Annotated in this window: 24 protein-coding genes; all 24 read left to right on the top strand. The window is 34.5% G+C overall.

Annotation, left to right across the window (positions count from 1 at the left end):
• The first annotated feature begins 578 nt into the window (after positions 1-578).
• The 24 genes from npdG to ASJ80_RS13810 all read left to right on the top strand — a co-directional run bounded on the left by npdG (position 579) and on the right by ASJ80_RS13810 (position 16750).
• On the top strand, positions 579-1247 hold the full coding sequence (gene npdG, locus ASJ80_RS13920; RefSeq protein ID WP_069582946.1) for an NADPH-dependent F420 reductase: 669 nt from the start codon (positions 579-581) through the stop codon (positions 1245-1247).
• A gap of 182 nt (positions 1248-1429) precedes the next feature.
• The gene (gene hxlB, locus ASJ80_RS13915; RefSeq protein WP_069582945.1) at positions 1430-2014 is read left to right on the top strand and encodes a 6-phospho-3-hexuloisomerase; all 585 of its coding nucleotides are present in this window, start codon (positions 1430-1432) and stop codon (positions 2012-2014) included.
• A gap of 28 nt (positions 2015-2042) precedes the next feature.
• Positions 2043-2546 carry a tRNA-intron lyase gene (gene endA / locus ASJ80_RS13910; protein WP_069582944.1) on the top strand — a complete coding sequence of 168 codons (504 nt, stop codon included), beginning with the start codon at positions 2043-2045 and terminating at the stop codon, positions 2544-2546.
• Between the two features lie 361 nt (positions 2547-2907).
• Positions 2908-4014 (top strand): tryptophan--tRNA ligase, encoded by a 1107-nt coding sequence (locus tag ASJ80_RS13905; protein WP_069582943.1) that lies wholly within the window; start codon positions 2908-2910, stop codon positions 4012-4014.
• Positions 4008-4658: a stage II sporulation protein M gene (locus ASJ80_RS13900; RefSeq protein ID WP_069582942.1), complete on the top strand. Its 651-nt coding sequence runs from the start codon at positions 4008-4010 to the stop codon at positions 4656-4658. Before ASJ80_RS13905 ends, ASJ80_RS13900 begins: the two co-directional genes overlap by 7 nt.
• Positions 4659-4885: 227 nt before the next feature.
• Positions 4886-5803 carry an ABC transporter ATP-binding protein gene (locus ASJ80_RS13895; protein ID WP_069582941.1) on the top strand — a complete coding sequence of 306 codons (918 nt, stop codon included), beginning with the start codon at positions 4886-4888 and terminating at the stop codon, positions 5801-5803.
• Positions 5804-6535 carry an ABC transporter permease subunit gene (locus ASJ80_RS13890; protein WP_069582940.1) on the top strand — a complete coding sequence of 244 codons (732 nt, stop codon included), beginning with the start codon at positions 5804-5806 and terminating at the stop codon, positions 6533-6535. It abuts the gene before it with no gap.
• A 219-nt stretch (positions 6536-6754) separates the two neighbouring features.
• Complete coding sequence (thrC, locus tag ASJ80_RS13885; protein WP_069582939.1) at positions 6755-7951, top strand: threonine synthase; 1197 nt, start codon at positions 6755-6757, stop codon at positions 7949-7951.
• 293 nt (positions 7952-8244) lie between these two features.
• Positions 8245-8451: a histone HfoB gene (gene hfoB, locus ASJ80_RS13880; RefSeq protein ID WP_048080060.1), complete on the top strand. Its 207-nt coding sequence runs from the start codon at positions 8245-8247 to the stop codon at positions 8449-8451.
• A 205-nt stretch (positions 8452-8656) separates the two neighbouring features.
• Positions 8657-8857, top strand: coding sequence for a metallophosphoesterase family protein (locus ASJ80_RS17910; RefSeq protein ID WP_141705156.1), 201 nt, complete (start codon positions 8657-8659; stop codon positions 8855-8857).
• Complete coding sequence (locus ASJ80_RS13875) at positions 8799-9014, top strand: hypothetical protein (protein ID WP_083240875.1); 216 nt, start codon at positions 8799-8801, stop codon at positions 9012-9014. Before ASJ80_RS17910 ends, ASJ80_RS13875 begins: the two co-directional genes overlap by 59 nt.
• Before the next feature lie 12 nt (positions 9015-9026).
• Positions 9027-9269 (top strand): metallophosphoesterase family protein, encoded by a 243-nt coding sequence (locus ASJ80_RS13870; RefSeq protein ID WP_141705154.1) that lies wholly within the window; start codon positions 9027-9029, stop codon positions 9267-9269.
• A 411-nt stretch (positions 9270-9680) separates the two neighbouring features.
• Positions 9681-10052 carry a 50S ribosomal protein L7Ae gene (gene rpl7ae, locus ASJ80_RS13865; RefSeq protein WP_048080058.1) on the top strand — a complete coding sequence of 124 codons (372 nt, stop codon included), beginning with the start codon at positions 9681-9683 and terminating at the stop codon, positions 10050-10052.
• A 60-nt stretch (positions 10053-10112) separates the two neighbouring features.
• A complete protein-coding gene (locus tag ASJ80_RS13860; protein WP_048080057.1) occupies positions 10113-10319 on the top strand; it encodes a 30S ribosomal protein S28e in 207 nt (68 codons plus the stop codon).
• 17 nt (positions 10320-10336) lie between these two features.
• Positions 10337-10498: a 50S ribosomal protein L24e gene (locus ASJ80_RS13855; RefSeq protein ID WP_048080056.1), complete on the top strand. Its 162-nt coding sequence runs from the start codon at positions 10337-10339 to the stop codon at positions 10496-10498.
• On the top strand, positions 10495-10947 hold the full coding sequence (ndk, locus tag ASJ80_RS13850) for a nucleoside-diphosphate kinase (protein WP_069582938.1): 453 nt from the start codon (positions 10495-10497) through the stop codon (positions 10945-10947). Before ASJ80_RS13855 ends, ndk begins: the two co-directional genes overlap by 4 nt.
• 34 nt (positions 10948-10981) lie before the next feature.
• Positions 10982-12757, top strand: coding sequence for a translation initiation factor IF-2 (gene infB, locus ASJ80_RS13845; protein ID WP_069582937.1), 1776 nt, complete (start codon positions 10982-10984; stop codon positions 12755-12757).
• A gap of 53 nt (positions 12758-12810) precedes the next feature.
• Positions 12811-13194 carry a 30S ribosomal protein S6e gene (locus ASJ80_RS13840; RefSeq protein ID WP_069582936.1) on the top strand — a complete coding sequence of 128 codons (384 nt, stop codon included), beginning with the start codon at positions 12811-12813 and terminating at the stop codon, positions 13192-13194.
• Between the two features lie 34 nt (positions 13195-13228).
• A complete protein-coding gene (eif2g, locus tag ASJ80_RS13835) occupies positions 13229-14455 on the top strand; it encodes a translation initiation factor IF-2 subunit gamma (protein WP_069582935.1) in 1227 nt (408 codons plus the stop codon).
• 30 nt (positions 14456-14485) lie between these two features.
• Positions 14486-14845: a type II toxin-antitoxin system VapC family toxin gene (locus tag ASJ80_RS13830; RefSeq protein WP_069582934.1), complete on the top strand. Its 360-nt coding sequence runs from the start codon at positions 14486-14488 to the stop codon at positions 14843-14845.
• Between the two features lie 78 nt (positions 14846-14923).
• The gene (locus ASJ80_RS13825) at positions 14924-15448 is read left to right on the top strand and encodes an inorganic diphosphatase (RefSeq protein WP_048080050.1); all 525 of its coding nucleotides are present in this window, start codon (positions 14924-14926) and stop codon (positions 15446-15448) included.
• A 36-nt stretch (positions 15449-15484) separates the two neighbouring features.
• Positions 15485-16030 (top strand): DNA-directed RNA polymerase, encoded by a 546-nt coding sequence (locus ASJ80_RS13820; protein ID WP_176720190.1) that lies wholly within the window; start codon positions 15485-15487, stop codon positions 16028-16030.
• Positions 16030-16212: a transcription elongation factor subunit Spt4 gene (gene spt4 / locus ASJ80_RS13815; protein ID WP_069582932.1), complete on the top strand. Its 183-nt coding sequence runs from the start codon at positions 16030-16032 to the stop codon at positions 16210-16212. Before ASJ80_RS13820 ends, spt4 begins: the two co-directional genes overlap by 1 nt.
• 25 nt (positions 16213-16237) lie before the next feature.
• Positions 16238-16750: a GTP-dependent dephospho-CoA kinase family protein gene (locus ASJ80_RS13810; RefSeq protein ID WP_069582931.1), complete on the top strand. Its 513-nt coding sequence runs from the start codon at positions 16238-16240 to the stop codon at positions 16748-16750.
• Positions 16751-16763: the final 13 nt, after the last annotated feature.

The raw sequence follows: 16763 nt of genomic DNA, 5'->3' as shown, positions 1-16763 counted from the left end.
TAAGATACTATAACTAAATATTACAAATATAATAAAATGTTATGAAAGTAGAGAATGAACTGTTAACAATTATTTATACAAGGTATATACATCTTAAAAACCAGGAAGACACTAATGAATTTGCTAAAATATTGATGGACAAGTGACATTATTTTTGCTGTTCAAAAGAACTTCATATGGGTACGTATCAATGAGTATAAAGAAGAATCACTGGAAGAAGAAATTGAAATAAATAATTTATTAGGGGATTTTATAAAAAAATAAATGCAGTGAATCATTCACATTTATGAAATAGCTTATATAGTTATTTATCTAGATTTACTCGTGATTAAATTTTAATTTTGATTTGTGTTTAATTTACTTCTTGACTTAGCTTCAACTGTAATAGAATCGTTTTATATTTTCAGTTGGTATTAATTTCTGTCTTTAAATAAGTTGAATCAAAATATTATCTCTTTCAGGGAGTTATATCTAAAAATTGATTATTGTACTATTTAGAAAAAGGTTTTTATAAAGTTAAACATAAAAACAATTATCCTTTTTTAAGGTGTAAATTTAGGCAAAAGGGAGATCTTTTTATGAAAATTGCAATAATAGGTGGAACAGGAGATCAGGGACTTGGTTTAGCGTTAAGGTTCGTGAAAGCAGGCGAAGATATTATAATTGGGTCGAGAGATGCAAAAAAGGCAGAGAGTGCTGTAAACACTGTAAAAGAAATGTTAGAAGGTGAAGTTTCAAATATCTGCGGTTCAACTAATGTGGATGCAGCAAAAGAAGGAGATATTATACTGCTAACAGTGCCTCTACAGGCTCAAATAATAACCCTTAAAAGTATAAAAGAATTCATTGGGGATAAAATAGTTATTGATGCAACAGTTCCATTGGACGGCTGTTTAGGAGGCAGGCCAACACGATATGTGGATGTATGGCAGGGTTCTGCAGCTGAGAGAACTGCTGAATTACTTGAAAATACAGACGCCAGGGTAGTTTCTGCTTTTAACAATATAAGTGCTCCAAGTTTATTAAACGTTAAAAGGGATGTAGACTGCGACTGTCTTGTATCTGGTGATGATGAAGAAGCTAGAAAAACAGTGATGACACTTGCAGAAAAGATTCCAAAAATAAGATCTGTAGATTGTGGCCCGCTTGAAAATGCAAGAATGGTTGAAAAACTAACTCCACTACTTATAAATCTTAATATTCGAAATAAAATTAAATTTGCAGGTTTAAGAATAACTGGGCTTTAAGTTCAGTGTTTTTAATTAATTATCAAAAAATTAAAAAATTTTAATCAACATTAGGTTTGTAGGTACAAATAGCAGTGCTTTTAATTATGGTATTCCTGATCAACCAGCAAATAAATGGTTGCAGGTTGGCAGGTAAAATACTTGGATTTAATAGTAATAACTAAATTAAACAGGGAATAAAGATGGAATACGTAAAAAAAACAGCTAAAGAAATAACAACACATGCACTTAAAGTTATAGAAAGAATCGATGAAGAACAAGTTTCTAAGATGATAGATACAATTGTAAATTCAGACAGTGTATTTATTGTAGGTACTGGAAGGTCCGAATTAGTGGGAAAAATGTTTGCAATGAGGTTGATGCACCTTGGATTTACAGTTTATGTGGTTGGGGATGTTACAACTCCTGCAATTAGGGATGTGGATTCTTTAATAGCCATATCTGGTTCTGGAGAAACTAAAACAGTTACACTTGCGGGGAAAGCAGCAAAAGAAGCCAATGCTAAAGTTATTGGGATAACTGGAAATATGGAATCTACATTGACTGAAAGTCTGGATATTATAATAAATATAGACAGTAAAACTAAGGAACCATGGAAACATTATACTTCAAATGTTTTAAAGGGGCAGTATGATGATTTAACTCCTATGGGAACTCTTTTTGAAGACAGTACTCATCTATTTCTTGATGGGCTTATAGCGGAGTTTATGGCTCGTCTCGGTAAAAAAGAAATTGATCTAAAGAGAAGACATGCTACAATTGAATAATCTTCTTATGGACTTGCAGGTGAAAAAAATGGATGCAGAGCTATCCGAAAATGTAGTCATAATTAAAGACAAAAAAGGGACAAAACTCCACGAGAAAAGTCATTATGGAAACATGAGTGAAGAAGGATTGCAACTTTCACTAATTGAGGCACTTTACCTGGCTGAAAATGAAAGAATAAGCATTTTAAAGGATGGTAAAGAAGTACCACTTGATGAAATGTTTCAAATAATCCGTAAAGAAGATCTATTCTCAAAATATATAGTTTTCAGGGATCTTCGAAACAGGGGCTACGTTGTAAAGACAGGCTTTAAATACGGCTCTGAGTTTAGGCTTTATGAGCGAGGGAAATCTCCTGGAGATGGTCACTCAGATTTTCTTGTAAAAGTAGCATCAGAGGATTATGAAATACGGATATCTGATTTTTCAAGTTATGTAAGAGTAGCTCATGGAGTTAATAAAAAGCTTTTATTTGCTGTGGTTGACGAAGAAAACGATATTACTTATTATAATGTGGAATGGACAAGACCATAAGTTTTCTTGTGATATTTTTTTAAAATGATAACCACAACTTTTATTTATTTGTGATAAGTGTATAGTTATAAAATTACATCGTTTAGAGATACGTTGAACTGTAGAATGGACAAACATAAACCAATTTCCCAGTGATTTTTATAAAGTGAATTATAACCATATTCATTATTATAAAAGTATAGCGGGATGATATTTAATTTAATTAGAGTGTTTGGAATTGTAGAATGGGAGCCATAACTATTTCCAGTGATGTTTTTATAAAAGGAGTTATAATATTATATGACTATGCAAATTTTATTATTCATGTATAAAATGAAAATAAATTATTAAATATTAATATTCAATTTAATTAGGTGATCAATTGATAGATCCATGGAGTTCAGCAATCATCGATTATGAAAAACTTACAAAACAGTTTGGAATTAAACCCTTTGGGAATTTAAAAGAAGAGATAAATAATCCTCATCACTTAATGCAGAGGAACATAATTTTTGGACAGAGAGATTATGGGAGAATACTTAAATCAATGAGGGAAGGAAGTGATTTTGCTGTTGTAAGTGGGATGATGCCTAGTGGAAAAATGCATATAGGCCATAAGATGATCGTGGATCAGCTTATATGGTATCAAAAAAAAGGGGCAGATATTTACATCCCTATAGCAGATATGGAAGCTTATTCTGCGAGGGGAATTGATTTTGAAGCCTCAAGAGAACTTGCAATTTATGAGTATATCACAAATTATATAGCTCTTGGTTTGGATCTTGAAAAAGAAAATGTAAACGTATATCTCCAGTCAGAAAATCGTAATCTTGGAGATCTTGCATATATTTTGTCAAAAAAGGTTAATTTTAATGAAATGAGGGCTATTTATGGCTTTTCAGGGAGCACCAATATTGCCCATATGTATGCTCCACTGATTCAGGTTGCAGACATTCTTCTCCCTCAAACTGAAGAATGCGGTGGTCCAAAGCCAACTGTAGTGCCTGTAGGGCCAGATCAGGATCCTCATATAAGACTTACAAGAGACATTGCAGAACGGTTTAAAGGTAAATTTAACTTTATGTCCCCTTCCTCGACTTATCACAGGTTTATGACAGGACTTACTGGAGATAAGATGTCAAGCAGTAAACCTAAATCCGCCATATTTTTAAGTGATTCACCTAAAGAAGTGGAAAAAAAGGTTAAATCAGCTAAATCTGGTGGTAGAGAAAGTTTAGAGGAACAGCGTAAGTTAGGTGGAGTTCCAGAGGACTGTACTGTTTTTGAATTGTTAGTATATCACCTGGAGCCGTCCGAGAAAAAACTTGAAGAGCTACGTGAATCATGCAAAAACGGCAGCATTATGTGTGGTGAGTGTAAGAAGAATGCAGCAAGCATGATGAAAAATTTCTTTGAAGAATTCTCTCATAAAAGAGAAGAAGCAAAGGAAAAAGCTCAAAAAATACTGGATAGGGAACCCAAATGTTAGAAAAAAGATTTTCAAATGAAGAAAAATATCATGGATTTTTCACTGGTTTATATAAACGAAACGAAATGTTCTTGATAGCATCAGCATTCATATTTTTCGCGTCTATGTTTGCAGGCTATTTTTTATCAGGAGTAATGGATCATCTCTTGTCAGGTACTTTGAAATCTCTTAAAGAAGGTGTAAATAACGGTCAGATAAAACTTACCACGCTTTCTATATTTGCAAATAATATTAAAATTGCATTTTTTATCTATGCTGGGGGAATTATATTTGGTGTAGTTTCACTGGTTTATTTAGTATTTAATGGACTTTTTATTGGATATGCCGCTTCAAAGTTTGTTATTGGTGACTTCATACTTTATACTCTCCCTCACGGCGTGTTTGAGATTGCAGGTATTATCATAGCAGGTGCAGCTGGTTTCAGGCTTGCAAGCTGTATTGTTCACATTATAAGTGACCTGACCCATATGAAAAAGTACATGCCAGTAGGAGACCAAATAGGGCAGATATTAAATATAAATTATGATGAATTTAAAGAATCTCTGGTCCTATTTGTAATTGCAGCAGTGTTAATCTTTATTGCAGCAATCATTGAGGCTAATTTTACCATTGCATGGGCATCTTATGTTAAAGGCATAATTTAATGCATATTGGACTAATTTTATATCTTAACTTTTTTTGGAGTTTAGGTTCTCTGAACTGTTACTCCATGATCTTTTCTAAAGGACTATCTGAATATAAGGCTAAAATAGAAAAATATATCAAAAGGAGACTTCAACTTGGTTACATAATATAAGTTGCATGAAAATTCATATATTCTTATTTTTGATGGTTAAAAATCCATTTAAAAATAAAATTGAGATGATGCACTTTGATCGATGCGGAAAATCTTACAAAGAAGTTTGGCACATTTACTGCGGTAGATAATCTTACCTTGCATGTGGATCAAGGAGAGATATTTGGTTTCCTGGGCCCAAATGGTGCAGGAAAGACTACTACAATGAGAATGCTCAGCTGCCTTATATCAAAAACCAGTGGAGATGCCTGGATAGCAGGTTATGATATAAGTGATGATGCGGATTCCTTGAAGATCAGGAAAATCATAGGGTTGCTTCCTGAAAATGTGAGCCTGTATGATGACTTAACTGCTTATAAGAACCTTGATTTTTACGGGAAATTATATGAATGCACAGAAACTCAGAGAAAAGAAAATATTAAACATTTTCTTAAGATGCTAGGGCTTTGGGATAAAAGAGATGCTGCAGTTGGGACATTTTCTAAAGGAATGAAACAAAAACTTGCCATAGCACGCGCCCTTATCCATGACCCTGAGATATTATTCCTGGACGAACCAACGGCAAATTTAGACCCTGAGTCATCAAAGACAGTCCGGGATTTCATACTTGAACTGAAAAAGGAGAAGAAAACTATCTTCATAAATACTCATAATCTTGATGAAGCGCAGCGGACATGTGACAAAATTGGAATATTCAACACTAAACTGATGGTGATAGATACTCCTGAAAAATTAGAAGAATCAGTTTGGGGAAATAAAACAGTAATTCAATTAGAACAGATAACTGATAAAATTCTAAGAGCATTAGATAAATTACCTCTAAAAAACATTATAACAAATGATAATAAGCTAATTATTGACTTATTTAATCCTGAAAAAGAGAATCCAACCGTTGTAGATGTAATAGTGCGTGCTGGTGGTCAGGTTCAATATGTTACCAAGTTAAGTCCAACTCTGGAAGATGCTTACCTGAAATTTGTGAGGGGAGACTAAATGCAGCTCTGGAAATCGTGGGTTATCGCAACCAAGGACTTCAGCATATTCCGTAGAAAGAAACGTATTATATACTCTTTGATAGTTGTTCCTCTCTTAATGTCAATTGGCTTACCTCTGGTTATCCAGTTTATGATTAGGCCAGATGCTCCGACAGATGAAATTATAATATTGATGAATGCATTTTCATATTTCTATGTTATACTAGCTTATATCATTCCAAGTACCCTTGCATCGTACAGTATTTTAGGCGAGAAAATTGAGAAAAGTTTAGAACCGCTTCTGGCAACGCCCACAACTGACGCTGAACTTTTATTTGGAAAGACCATAGCTTCATTCCTTCCATGTATTTGTGTGATATACGTCAGTTCTATTATTTTCATGGTGCTTATAGATGCATTCACGTATAATGCTATTGGTTATCTTTTCTTCCCTAATTGGAGCATGGTGTTTATCCTGCTCCTGGCAGTTCCCCTTTCATCTATTTTAAGCATTCAACTAAATGTTATTATATCTTCGAGGGTTAATGATGTGAGAACTGCAAATCAACTTGCATTTCTTTTGTTTATACCATTTATGGGTGTGTACTTCTTAATTGTAGCAAATACAATATCGCTTAGCATTACCACACTATTTTTAATATCAGCAACCCTCTTCATTATCGATGCAGCTTTATTTTACATAAGTAAGGCCACTTTCAGCAGGGACGAGATACTCACAAAATGGAAGTGAATACCTAAAAGAGATTAGATTAATGGAGAAAATTTTAATTAAGTTTAAAAAACAGTGAAATTTTAAAAAGTACTAATTAATTATGTATTTTTTCATTGTTTATTTATACCATGGGAATATTTAAGAATTAGAAATTTTATATTCAATTATAGATTGTGTAATATGTTGTTTTTATTACTTTAATCAGACTAAAATGGTCAAACCCATTGGAGGCTATTTATGATAAAATGTATAACTTGCGGAGCAGAATACGATTTAGGTGAAATAATATACACCTGTAAAGAATGCGGCTCAATATTGGAAGTCACATGTGAACCTGATGTTTCAAAAGATGTTTTTAATTGCAGAAAATCTACTATGTGGAAATATAAGGAATTCATGCCTGTAGATCCAGCTAGAATTGTAACCCTTGAAGAAGGAGGAACTCCATTTTGTAAATGTGATAAGCTTGGTGAAGAACTGGGCGTAGAACTTTACGTTAAAGTAGAAGGTTCAAATCCAACTGGAAGTTTTAAAGATAGGGGAATGAGTGTTGGAATAACAAAAGCCATGGAACTTGGAGTAAGCACTGTTGGATGTGCATCTACTGGGAATACATCTGCATCTCTTGCAGCTTATGCAGCAAGAGCTGGATTAAGATGTGTAGTGCTCTTACCTTCTGGAAAAGTGGCTCTTGGAAAACTTGCTCAGGCAATGTTCCACGGCGCTGAAGTTCTATCGATCAGAGGTAACTTTGATGAAGCCCTGGAAACTGTAACTGCACTCGCACTTGAAGGTAAATTATATCTTTTAAATTCAGTAAATCCATTTAGATTAGAAGGGCAAAAATCAATTGGATTTGAAATTGTGGATGATCTTGGATGGAAATCGCCAGATAGGATTATTTTACCGGTTGGAAATGCAGGTAACATCTCGGCTATATGGAAAGGAATTAATGAATTCCACAGGGCGGGATTTATGGAAGACCTGCCAATGATGACCGGAATCCAGGCTGAAGGTGCAGCGCCAATCGTCAGGGCAATACGTGAAAATAAAAAAGATATTGTTCCTTTTGAAAATCCTGAAACTATTGCAACTGCAATACGTATAGGTGCACCTGTAAGTGCTTTAAAAGCTATTCGAGCAATAAATGAGTCTAATGGTTTTGCAGAAACTGTAACTGATGAAGAGATTTTAAGCGCTCAAAAATTACTTGCAAGAACCGAGGGAATTGGGGTAGAGCCGGCGTCTGCAGCATCCATTGCAGGCCTTAAAAAGCTTGTAGAAAATGGTGAAGTGGATAAAAATGAGCAGGTAGTCTGTATTGTAACTGGTCACTTATTAAAAGACCCTAATACTGCTATAGATGCGTGTGTAAAACCTGTTGAAATAGATGCAGATATTAACGAGCTTTCACGTATTTTAAGCCAGGGATAATCAATTTCACCCTAGCTTTTTTTTTAACTAAAATTAACTTATTTTTTTCTTCCATTCTTTTTTGGTACACTCAAAATCATAGTGTTCATGTTTCCATGAGCAAGTATCATATAATTTGGTTAAGTAGGTCAAAAAATCATATGGTTTAAATTAGGGTGACCAGTTATCATATGGATCGACTTCAACTGGCCAAAAACCATATAGATTTTCAAATAATCATAGAAAAAAACGATAAATATATATAGGAGTATTCGAACACTTTATAATAACAAATAAAAATGAGGTGATTGTTTATGGCTGAATTACCAATTGCTCCAATTGGAAGAATAATAAAAAACGCTGGTGCGGAAAGAGTCAGTGATGACGCAAGGGAAGCTTTAGCTAAAGCTTTAGAAGAAAAAGGAGAAGTAATAGCTTCAGAAGCTGTTAAACTCGCAAAACACGCTGGAAGGAAAACCGTCAAAGCATCAGACGTTGAATTAGCTGTTAAAAGGTTATAGGCCTTTTAACTTCTTTCTTTATTTGTTTTTTACTTATATTAACCGTTATTTTTACATAATTTCTCTATGATTTTACCTGTTATTTCTGATATACACAGTAATTTAGAGGCTCTCGAAAAGTATGCTTTCGGAGCCCTCAAATGCAGAGCATTTGGGGCATCAAAAACCAAAGGTTTTGTAAGCCTTAGAAAGGGTACTTGAAAAGATAGATTTTGACAGGGTCCTGTGCTGTGGAGATATTGTTGGATATTACACGCAACCCAATGAATGTATTGAAAAACTTAGGCAATTAAAAGCTATTTCTGTAACTGGAAACCATGATTTTGCGTGTGTAACTGGAGATGTCAGTGGATTTAATCGTTATGCAAAAGAATCAATGGAATGGACAAAAAATTATAAAAGATAGAAATATTGAATTTTTACGTAATTTAAAACGCAAAATCCAGATTAAAATAGATAGTGTAAATATTATGATGGTTCATGGCAGTCCTAGAGATCCTGTAAGTGAATATATTTTCCAGTCTACTTCTGATTCTACATTAAAATCTTTTCTTGAATCTTAAAATGCGGATATTTTGATAATGGGCCATACCCATGTGCCTTTTATAATAAAATTTGGAGATAAACTTGTTTTTAATCCGGGAAGTGTTGGACAGCCGCGATATGGTAATAGTAAGGCTTCATTTGCTTTTTTAGACGTACTTGCTAAAGAAGATGTGATTTATAGAGTTAAATATGACATAGATAAAGTTGTTACTGCTTTTGAAGATGAAAAATTACCATCTTTCCTTGGGGAGCGTTTGTATAGTGGGATATAATCTAGACCTTGAAAAACTAGTATTCTAATTTAAACTTGAAGATATTTTTTGATAACATTCGTTATTGAATTTAATTTGATTTAATGATTTATTCCATTGAAAAGCTGTTATTTTACCTGTTTATCATGTTATATGGGAGCACGACAAAGTATATAAGTGATGATCTTATATCTATTATATACTAGTTCTTCTAATGTTTTTTAATTAAAACTATTTTAGATAGAAACCAACCTTTTTTAAAAAAGGTTGATCAAAAAATCCCCGCTATCGCTGCGGGAATAATCTTTAGATCGAACTACATTTTTTAAAGTTAAAATCCTATTTGGCAAAAACTTTTATATAGACAAAAGTTGAAATTAAGATCATGCCGATGGATGGTATAAAAACCAGATGAAAAAGGAGGTAAACTAAATGGCAAAAGCAATATATGTGAAATTTGATGTACCACAAGAAATAGCTGATAAAGCTGCTGAGGCTTTAGAAATTGCAAGAGACACAGGTAAAGTAGGAAAAGGAACAAACGAAGTAACCAAAGCCATAGAAAGGGGCAGTGCGTTATTAGTAATCATGGCAGAGGATATCGATCCTCCAGAAATAGCAGCACATTTACCGGTTCTTGCTGAAGAAAAAGAAACTCCATATGTATACATCCCAACTAAGGATGAATTAGGAGAAGCAGCAGGTTTAAATGTTGGTACTGCATCTGCAGTCATAACCGATGCAGGTGAAGCTGAAGATTTAGTCAACGAAATTGTTGAAAAAGTCGAAGAACTCAAAAAATAATTTAACTTTTTTTAAGGAAGGCAATAGCCTTTCTCACTTTAATAATTTCAGGGTGATTATATGGCAGAAGCAACTCCTGCTGAAGTAATTGAAGTTCTTAAAAGAACTGGTATGACTGGAGAGGTCATGCAGGTAAAATGTAGGATACTTGAAGGAAGAGACAAAGGAAGAATATTAACAAGAAATATTATGGGGCCTATAAGGGAAGGCGACATCTTAATGTTACTCGATACAATAAGAGAAGCTAAAGAGATCCGTACTCCATAATTGAGAAGGTGTTTAATATGGCAACATGTTCATTCTGTGGACAGGAAATACACCAGGGTACTGGAAAAATGTACGTCAGAAAAGACGGAACTGTATTTTTCTTCTGCAGCAGCAAATGTGAAAAAAATAGGATTAAATTAGGAAGAGTCCCAAGAAAGGTTAAGTGGGTTAAACAATGATGGAAAGAAGTTTTGTAATGCTTAAACCTGATGCAGTGCTTAGAAGGCTCATGGGAACAGTTTTAACCAGGTTCGAAGAACGCGGTCTTAAACTTGTAGCTGTTAAAATGATGAATATTTCTGAAGAACTTGCAAAAGAACACTATGGAGAACACAAAGAAAAACCATTCTTTAATGATCTTGTAAGTTATATTACCTCCGCACCAGTTCTTGCGATGGTAATAGAAGGCGACGATTGTATAAGCCTTATCAGAAAAATGGTCGGAGCTACAAATCCAAAAGAAGCAGATCTTGGAACCATAAGAGGGGATTATGCTCTTGACACTGGTAGAAACATAATTCATGCTTCAGACTCCCCTGCATCTGCAAAAAGGGAAATTGCATTATTTTTCAATGATTCTGAAATCAATGAATATGCTCTACCTGATGAAAGTTTAATATACGAATAAATTTTTATTATCTTTAATTTTAGGAAGGTCAAAATTGAAAATTAGATCACCAATAGTTTCAGTACTTGGACACGTGGATCACGGAAAAACTACGCTCTTAGATTTTATAAGAGGCAGTATAATTGCTCAAAAGGAAGCTGGGGGAATAACTCAGCATATTGGAGCAACAGAAGTGCCAATAGAAGTTGTTGAAAACATTGGTGGTGAATTTCTCAAAAAATTGGGTATCAAAGAGACTCTTCCTGGGCTTTTCTTTGTGGATACTCCGGGACATGAGGCATTTACAACTCTTCGTAAACGAGGAGGAGCGCTTGCTGATGTGGCCATACTGATTGTGGATTTAAATGAAGGATTTAAACCACAAACTTATGAAGCTTTAAATATTCTTAAGATGTATAAAACCCCTTTTATTGTTGCAGCAAATAAAATGGATAAAATATATGGATGGCAAACACATGAGAGGGCTCCTTTTTTAGAAAATTTTCCTAAACAACCTCAAAGTGTACAGGAAAAATTAGATACTCGTGTCTATGAACTAGTTGGAATTTTACATGAAGAAGGCTTTGAATCTGAAAGATTTGATAGGATCAGCAACTTTGCAAAACAAATAAGTATAGTTCCCATAAGTGCAAAAACAGGTGAAGGAGTACCTGAACTTTTAGCTATGCTCATGGGACTTGCTCAACAGTACCTAAAAGAACAGCTCAAAATAGAAGAAGATGCTCCTGCAAAAGGAACTATTCTTGAGGTGAAAGAGGAAGTTGGCCTTGGAGTAACCATAGATGCTGTAATCTATGATGGGATACTGAAAAAAGATGATACCATTGCCATTATGACATTAAATGATGTTATAACTACTCGTATAAGATCTCTTTTAAAACCAAATCCTCTTGAAGAGATAAGAGAAGCTAAAAAGCGGTTTAAAAAGATCGAGGAAGTTGTTGCAGCTGCAGGTATTAAAATTGTGGCTCCTAACATTGAAAATGCAGTGGCAGGATCACCTCTACGTGTTGCAAGGGGCGATTTTGAGCATGTTAAAGAAGAAATTTTAAAAGAAATTGAAGACATAAAAATAGATACTGATGATCTTGGAATTGTTGTAAAGGCAGATACACTTGGTTCACTTGAAGCACTTGTGAATCTGCTTAAAGACATGAAAATTCCAATAAGAGCTGCAGATATTGGAGATATTTCTAGAAGAGACGTAGTAGATGCTTCAATTGTTAAAAACGAAGATCCTCTTTATGGAGTTATCATTGCTTTCAATGTTAAAGTTTTACCTTCCGCAGCTGAAGAAATAAAAGCTTCTGAAATTAAGCTATTTTCATCAAATATCATTTATCAATTGATAGAAGATTATGATGAATGGATAAAAGCTGCAGAAGAAAGGAAGAAAAAAGCATGGCTTGATGCTATAATAAAACCAGCTAAAATTAGAATAATTCCTAAATTAATATTCAGGAATAGTAAACCTGCAATAGCAGGTATTGAAGTCTTATCTGGTACAGTTAAGCAGGATCATGGCTTAATTAGAGGAGATGGGGCACGAGTTGGAAAAGTAGAAGGCATGCAGGATAAAGGAAAAAATTTAAAATCAGCATCCAAAGGGCAAAAAGTTGCTATGAGCATAAAAGATGCAATTTTTGGTAAGGACTTTGATGAAGGGGATGTTCTTTATGTGGATATACCTGAAAATCACTATAAGATCCTTGTGTCTGAGCTTAAAAACAAACTTACTGAGGATGAATTTGAAATATTAAATGAAATATTGGATATAAAAAGGAAGGACAATCCTCATTGGGGAATGTAATACTTTAAATATTCGTAGTGGACTAATAGAATTAAAAATTGGAGGAGATTAATTTGGCATTTAAATTAGTCATTTCAGAAGGCGCAAAGAGTCATCAAGTAGAAGTTGATGCAGCACAATCAAAAAAATTAAACGGCTTAAAAATTGGCGAAGAAATAGATGCTTCTTTAGTCGGTTTAGATGGTTACAAACTTAAAATAACCGGTGGAAGCGATAAAAATGGCTTCCCTATGAGAAAAGATGTTGACGGACAGAGAAAAATAAGAAGTCTCTTATCAGGCGGCCTTGGATTTGAACCAAAAAGAGCTGGACAGAGAAGAAGAAAAACGCTCCGTGGAAACACAATATCTGATAATATAGTTCAAATTAATACAATTGTCACAGAAAAAGGCAGTAAAAGTATAGATGAACTTTTAGGCGCTGAAGAAGCTGAATAAGATTAATCTTGAAAGATAGGATTTAGGTGTAATTGTGAAAGTACAATCTGAAGTAAATATCGGGCTTGTAGGACACGTTGACCACGGTAAAACTACACTTACAAAGGCCTTATCAGGTATATGGACCGATACTCACAGTGAAGAAACAAAAAGAGGAATTTCAATAAGATTAGGTTATGCTGACATAACCTTTAGACAGTGTACCGACTGTCCAGAACCTCAATGTTATACCACAGCCCTTGTATGTGAACATTGTGGTAAAGAAACTGAAGTATTGAGGAAAGTGTCATTTGTAGATTCTCCCGGACACGAAACACTCATGGCAACAATGTTATCTGGTGCGGCGATAATGGATGGCGCAGTGTTAGTAATAGCTGCGAACGAACCATGTCCTCAACCGCAAACAAAAGAACACCTTATGGCTTTAGATGTTATAGGGGTCAAAGACGTCATAGTAGTCCAAAATAAAATTGATATAGTCTCTAAAGAAAGAGCTATAGAAAGTTATGATGAAATAAAGGAATTTGTAAAGGGTACCTGTGCAGAAGATGCACCTATAATACCTATATCAGCTCAACAGGGCGCCAATGTAGATATTTTAATTGAAACTATTCAGGAAAGAATTCAAACTCCTGAAAGATTACTCGATAAACCTGCTAAAATGTATGTTGCAAGATCTTTTGATATCAACAAACCTGGTTGTATTCCTGCAAAAATAGATGGTGGAGTTATAGGGGGTTCCTTAGCTCAAGGAAAACTTAAAGTAGGGGATAAACTGGAAATTAAGCCGGGGATTCAGGTTAAAAAGAAAGGAAAAACCTCATGGATGAGCTTACACTCTGAAATCACAGGTTTAGTTGCAGCAGGTAAAGCTGTAGACGAAGTAGGGCCTGGAGGTCTTATAGCTGTTGGTACTAAACTAGATCCAGCATTAACTAAAGCAGATTCTTTATCTGGATCAGTTGCAGGAGAACCAGAGACACTTCCACCAATACTACATGATTTCGCAATGGCAACTCATCTTCTTGAAAGGGTAGTAGGTACAAAAGAAGAAAGAGCAGTGGAACCTATAAAATCTTCAGAACCACTCATGATTAACATTGGAACAACAACAACCATTGGTGTCGTAACAAGTGCCAGAAAAAACGAAGTGGATGTAAAACTTAAATTACCTGTTTGTGCAGAATCTGGCCAGAGAGTCGCTTTAAGCCGACGTGTTGGTGCAAGATGGAGGTTAATTGGATATGGTATCATCAAATAAACGTGAGGCAGTACTCGACGCAAATTTTTTATGATACCCGCTCAATTTCATGTTGATATTTTAGCAGAACTTGAGCGAATTCTACCAAATTACACATTTATGGTTCCGTCATTTGTTACCCGCGAACTTGAAACTATAAAGAAGAGATCAAAGGGAAAAGACAGAATTGCAGCATCAGTTGCCCTTAAATTAATAGAGTCATCTAATATCAATGTAATTGATGTTGATTTAAAATATAAAGAACGAGTTGACGACGCGTTACTTAGAATATCCAAAGTGTTGTGTACAAATGATCGTGGACTTCAGAAAAGGGCACGAAATAAAGAATTGACTGTTGTATATCTACGTCAGAAGAAATATCTGGCAGTTGAAGGATATTTAGGTTTATAAATTTTATATTTTTATATTAAAATGTTTAAACTCATTTATAATAATAATTTTTTTGGAAAATGTTTGGAGGATTAATATATGAATCTTTGGAAGGATTTAGAACCAGGACCATCAGTTCCAGAAGTAATATATGCTGTAATTGAAATACCAAAGGGGTCAAGAAATAAATACGAATATGATAAAGATATGGAAGCCTTTGCACTGGATAGAGTTTTATACTCTCCATTTCATTACCCTGCAGAGTACGGAATAATTCCAAAAACACTTTACGATGATGGTGATCCAATGGATGTTATGGTACTTATGGATCAGCCAACTTTTCCAGGATGTGTAATTGAAACACGGCCCATTGGAGTCATGAGGATGATCGACGGTGATGATAAAGATGATAAAATATTAGGAGTACCTGTTAATGATCCAAGGTATAAAGATATTAATGATATCGATGATATTCCTAGTCATCTTTTAGATGAAATTGCACATTTTTTCAAGGAGTATAAAACTCTTGAAGGAAAAGTTACAGAAGTATTAGGATGGGAACATGCTGAAGAAGCATTTGAAGCTGTAAAACATTCTATAGAATTATATAAAAATATGGATTAAATAAATAACCGTACAAGGGGAGTTTAATTGTATTTAATATCAAAAATTGAGGATACTGTAAGAGTTCCACCGACATTATTTGATGAACCACTGGAAGAAATAGCATTTGAACTTCTAAATGAAAATTATGTCGGGATGATTGACAAGAAGCTTGGTTTAATGGTTACAGTAAAAGAGATTGAAGAAATAGGTATCGGCCGAGTTATAATGGGCGACGGTGCAGCATATTATAATGTCACTTTTACAGCACTATTTTTCAAGCCAGAGCTACAGGAAATTGTAGAAGGAGAAGTTATTGAAATAACTGAATTCGGAGCCTTTGTCAGAATGGGACCAATGGATGGTCTGGTACACGTATCACAGGTTACTGATGACTATATAAATTACGATTCAAAGAGAGGAGCATTACTTGGAAAAGAATCCAAAAAGACTCTAGAAGAAGGAGATAAAGTCCGTGCAAGGATTGTAGCTTTAAGTCTTAAAGGAAAATCCTCCAAAGAAACCAAGATCGGCCTTACAATGAGACAACCTGGCCTTGGAAGACCTGAATGGATTGAAAAAGAGAAAAGGAAGAAGAAATAATGGTTACAAAAGCTTGTACAAGATGTCATAGGCTGATGGAAGAGGAAAGATGTGCTATATGCAATATACCATCTTCAAAAAACTGGAGCGGTTTTCTGATAATACTTGATCCAGAAAATTCGGGTATTGCAAAGGAACTCAGCATAAATCTTCCTGGTGAATATGCCTTAAGAGTCAGATAGTTTTATAAAAGATTCAGGTTAAAATGTGTTAGTACTTAAAGAAGAAAGTAGGGGAATTTTTAAAAAACCATTTGGTAAACTTTACCCTGCTTTGTGCGAGGTAGATCGAGATTTTCTTGAAAATCATTTCATAATCTCAATTGGAGATGCTACCACAAATAATATTTTAAATGCAGATATAATACCTAAAATTGGTATTATAGATAATAAAATTGAGAGAGAAATCTCTAAACACCAAATTGAGTATAATGCAATCACTTTGAATGTTGATAACCCTCCCGGGACAATAACAGATGAACTCTGGGAAACCATCAAAAAAGCTAATCATCTTGCCACCGCAGCTGCTGAAGAATCTAATGTTCTAATAGTTGTAAATGGTGAGGAAGATTTAGCTGTGATTCCCTGTGTTTTAATGGCCCCTGAAAATGCCGTAATTTTATACGGGCAACCTGGAGAAGGTCTTGTGGTTGTTGAAGCTGATAAAATAAGGGATATGGCAAAAAAAATGCTGGATCACTTTGAAAAAAAAGGAGGTTGAAGAAAATACGTCA

The organism is Methanobacterium bryantii (assembly GCF_002287175.1).
Classification (GTDB): domain Archaea; phylum Methanobacteriota; class Methanobacteria; order Methanobacteriales; family Methanobacteriaceae; genus Methanobacterium_D; species Methanobacterium_D bryantii.
Note: the sequence above shows the minus strand (reverse complement) of the source record. Positions and strands in the feature narration are given on the sequence as shown.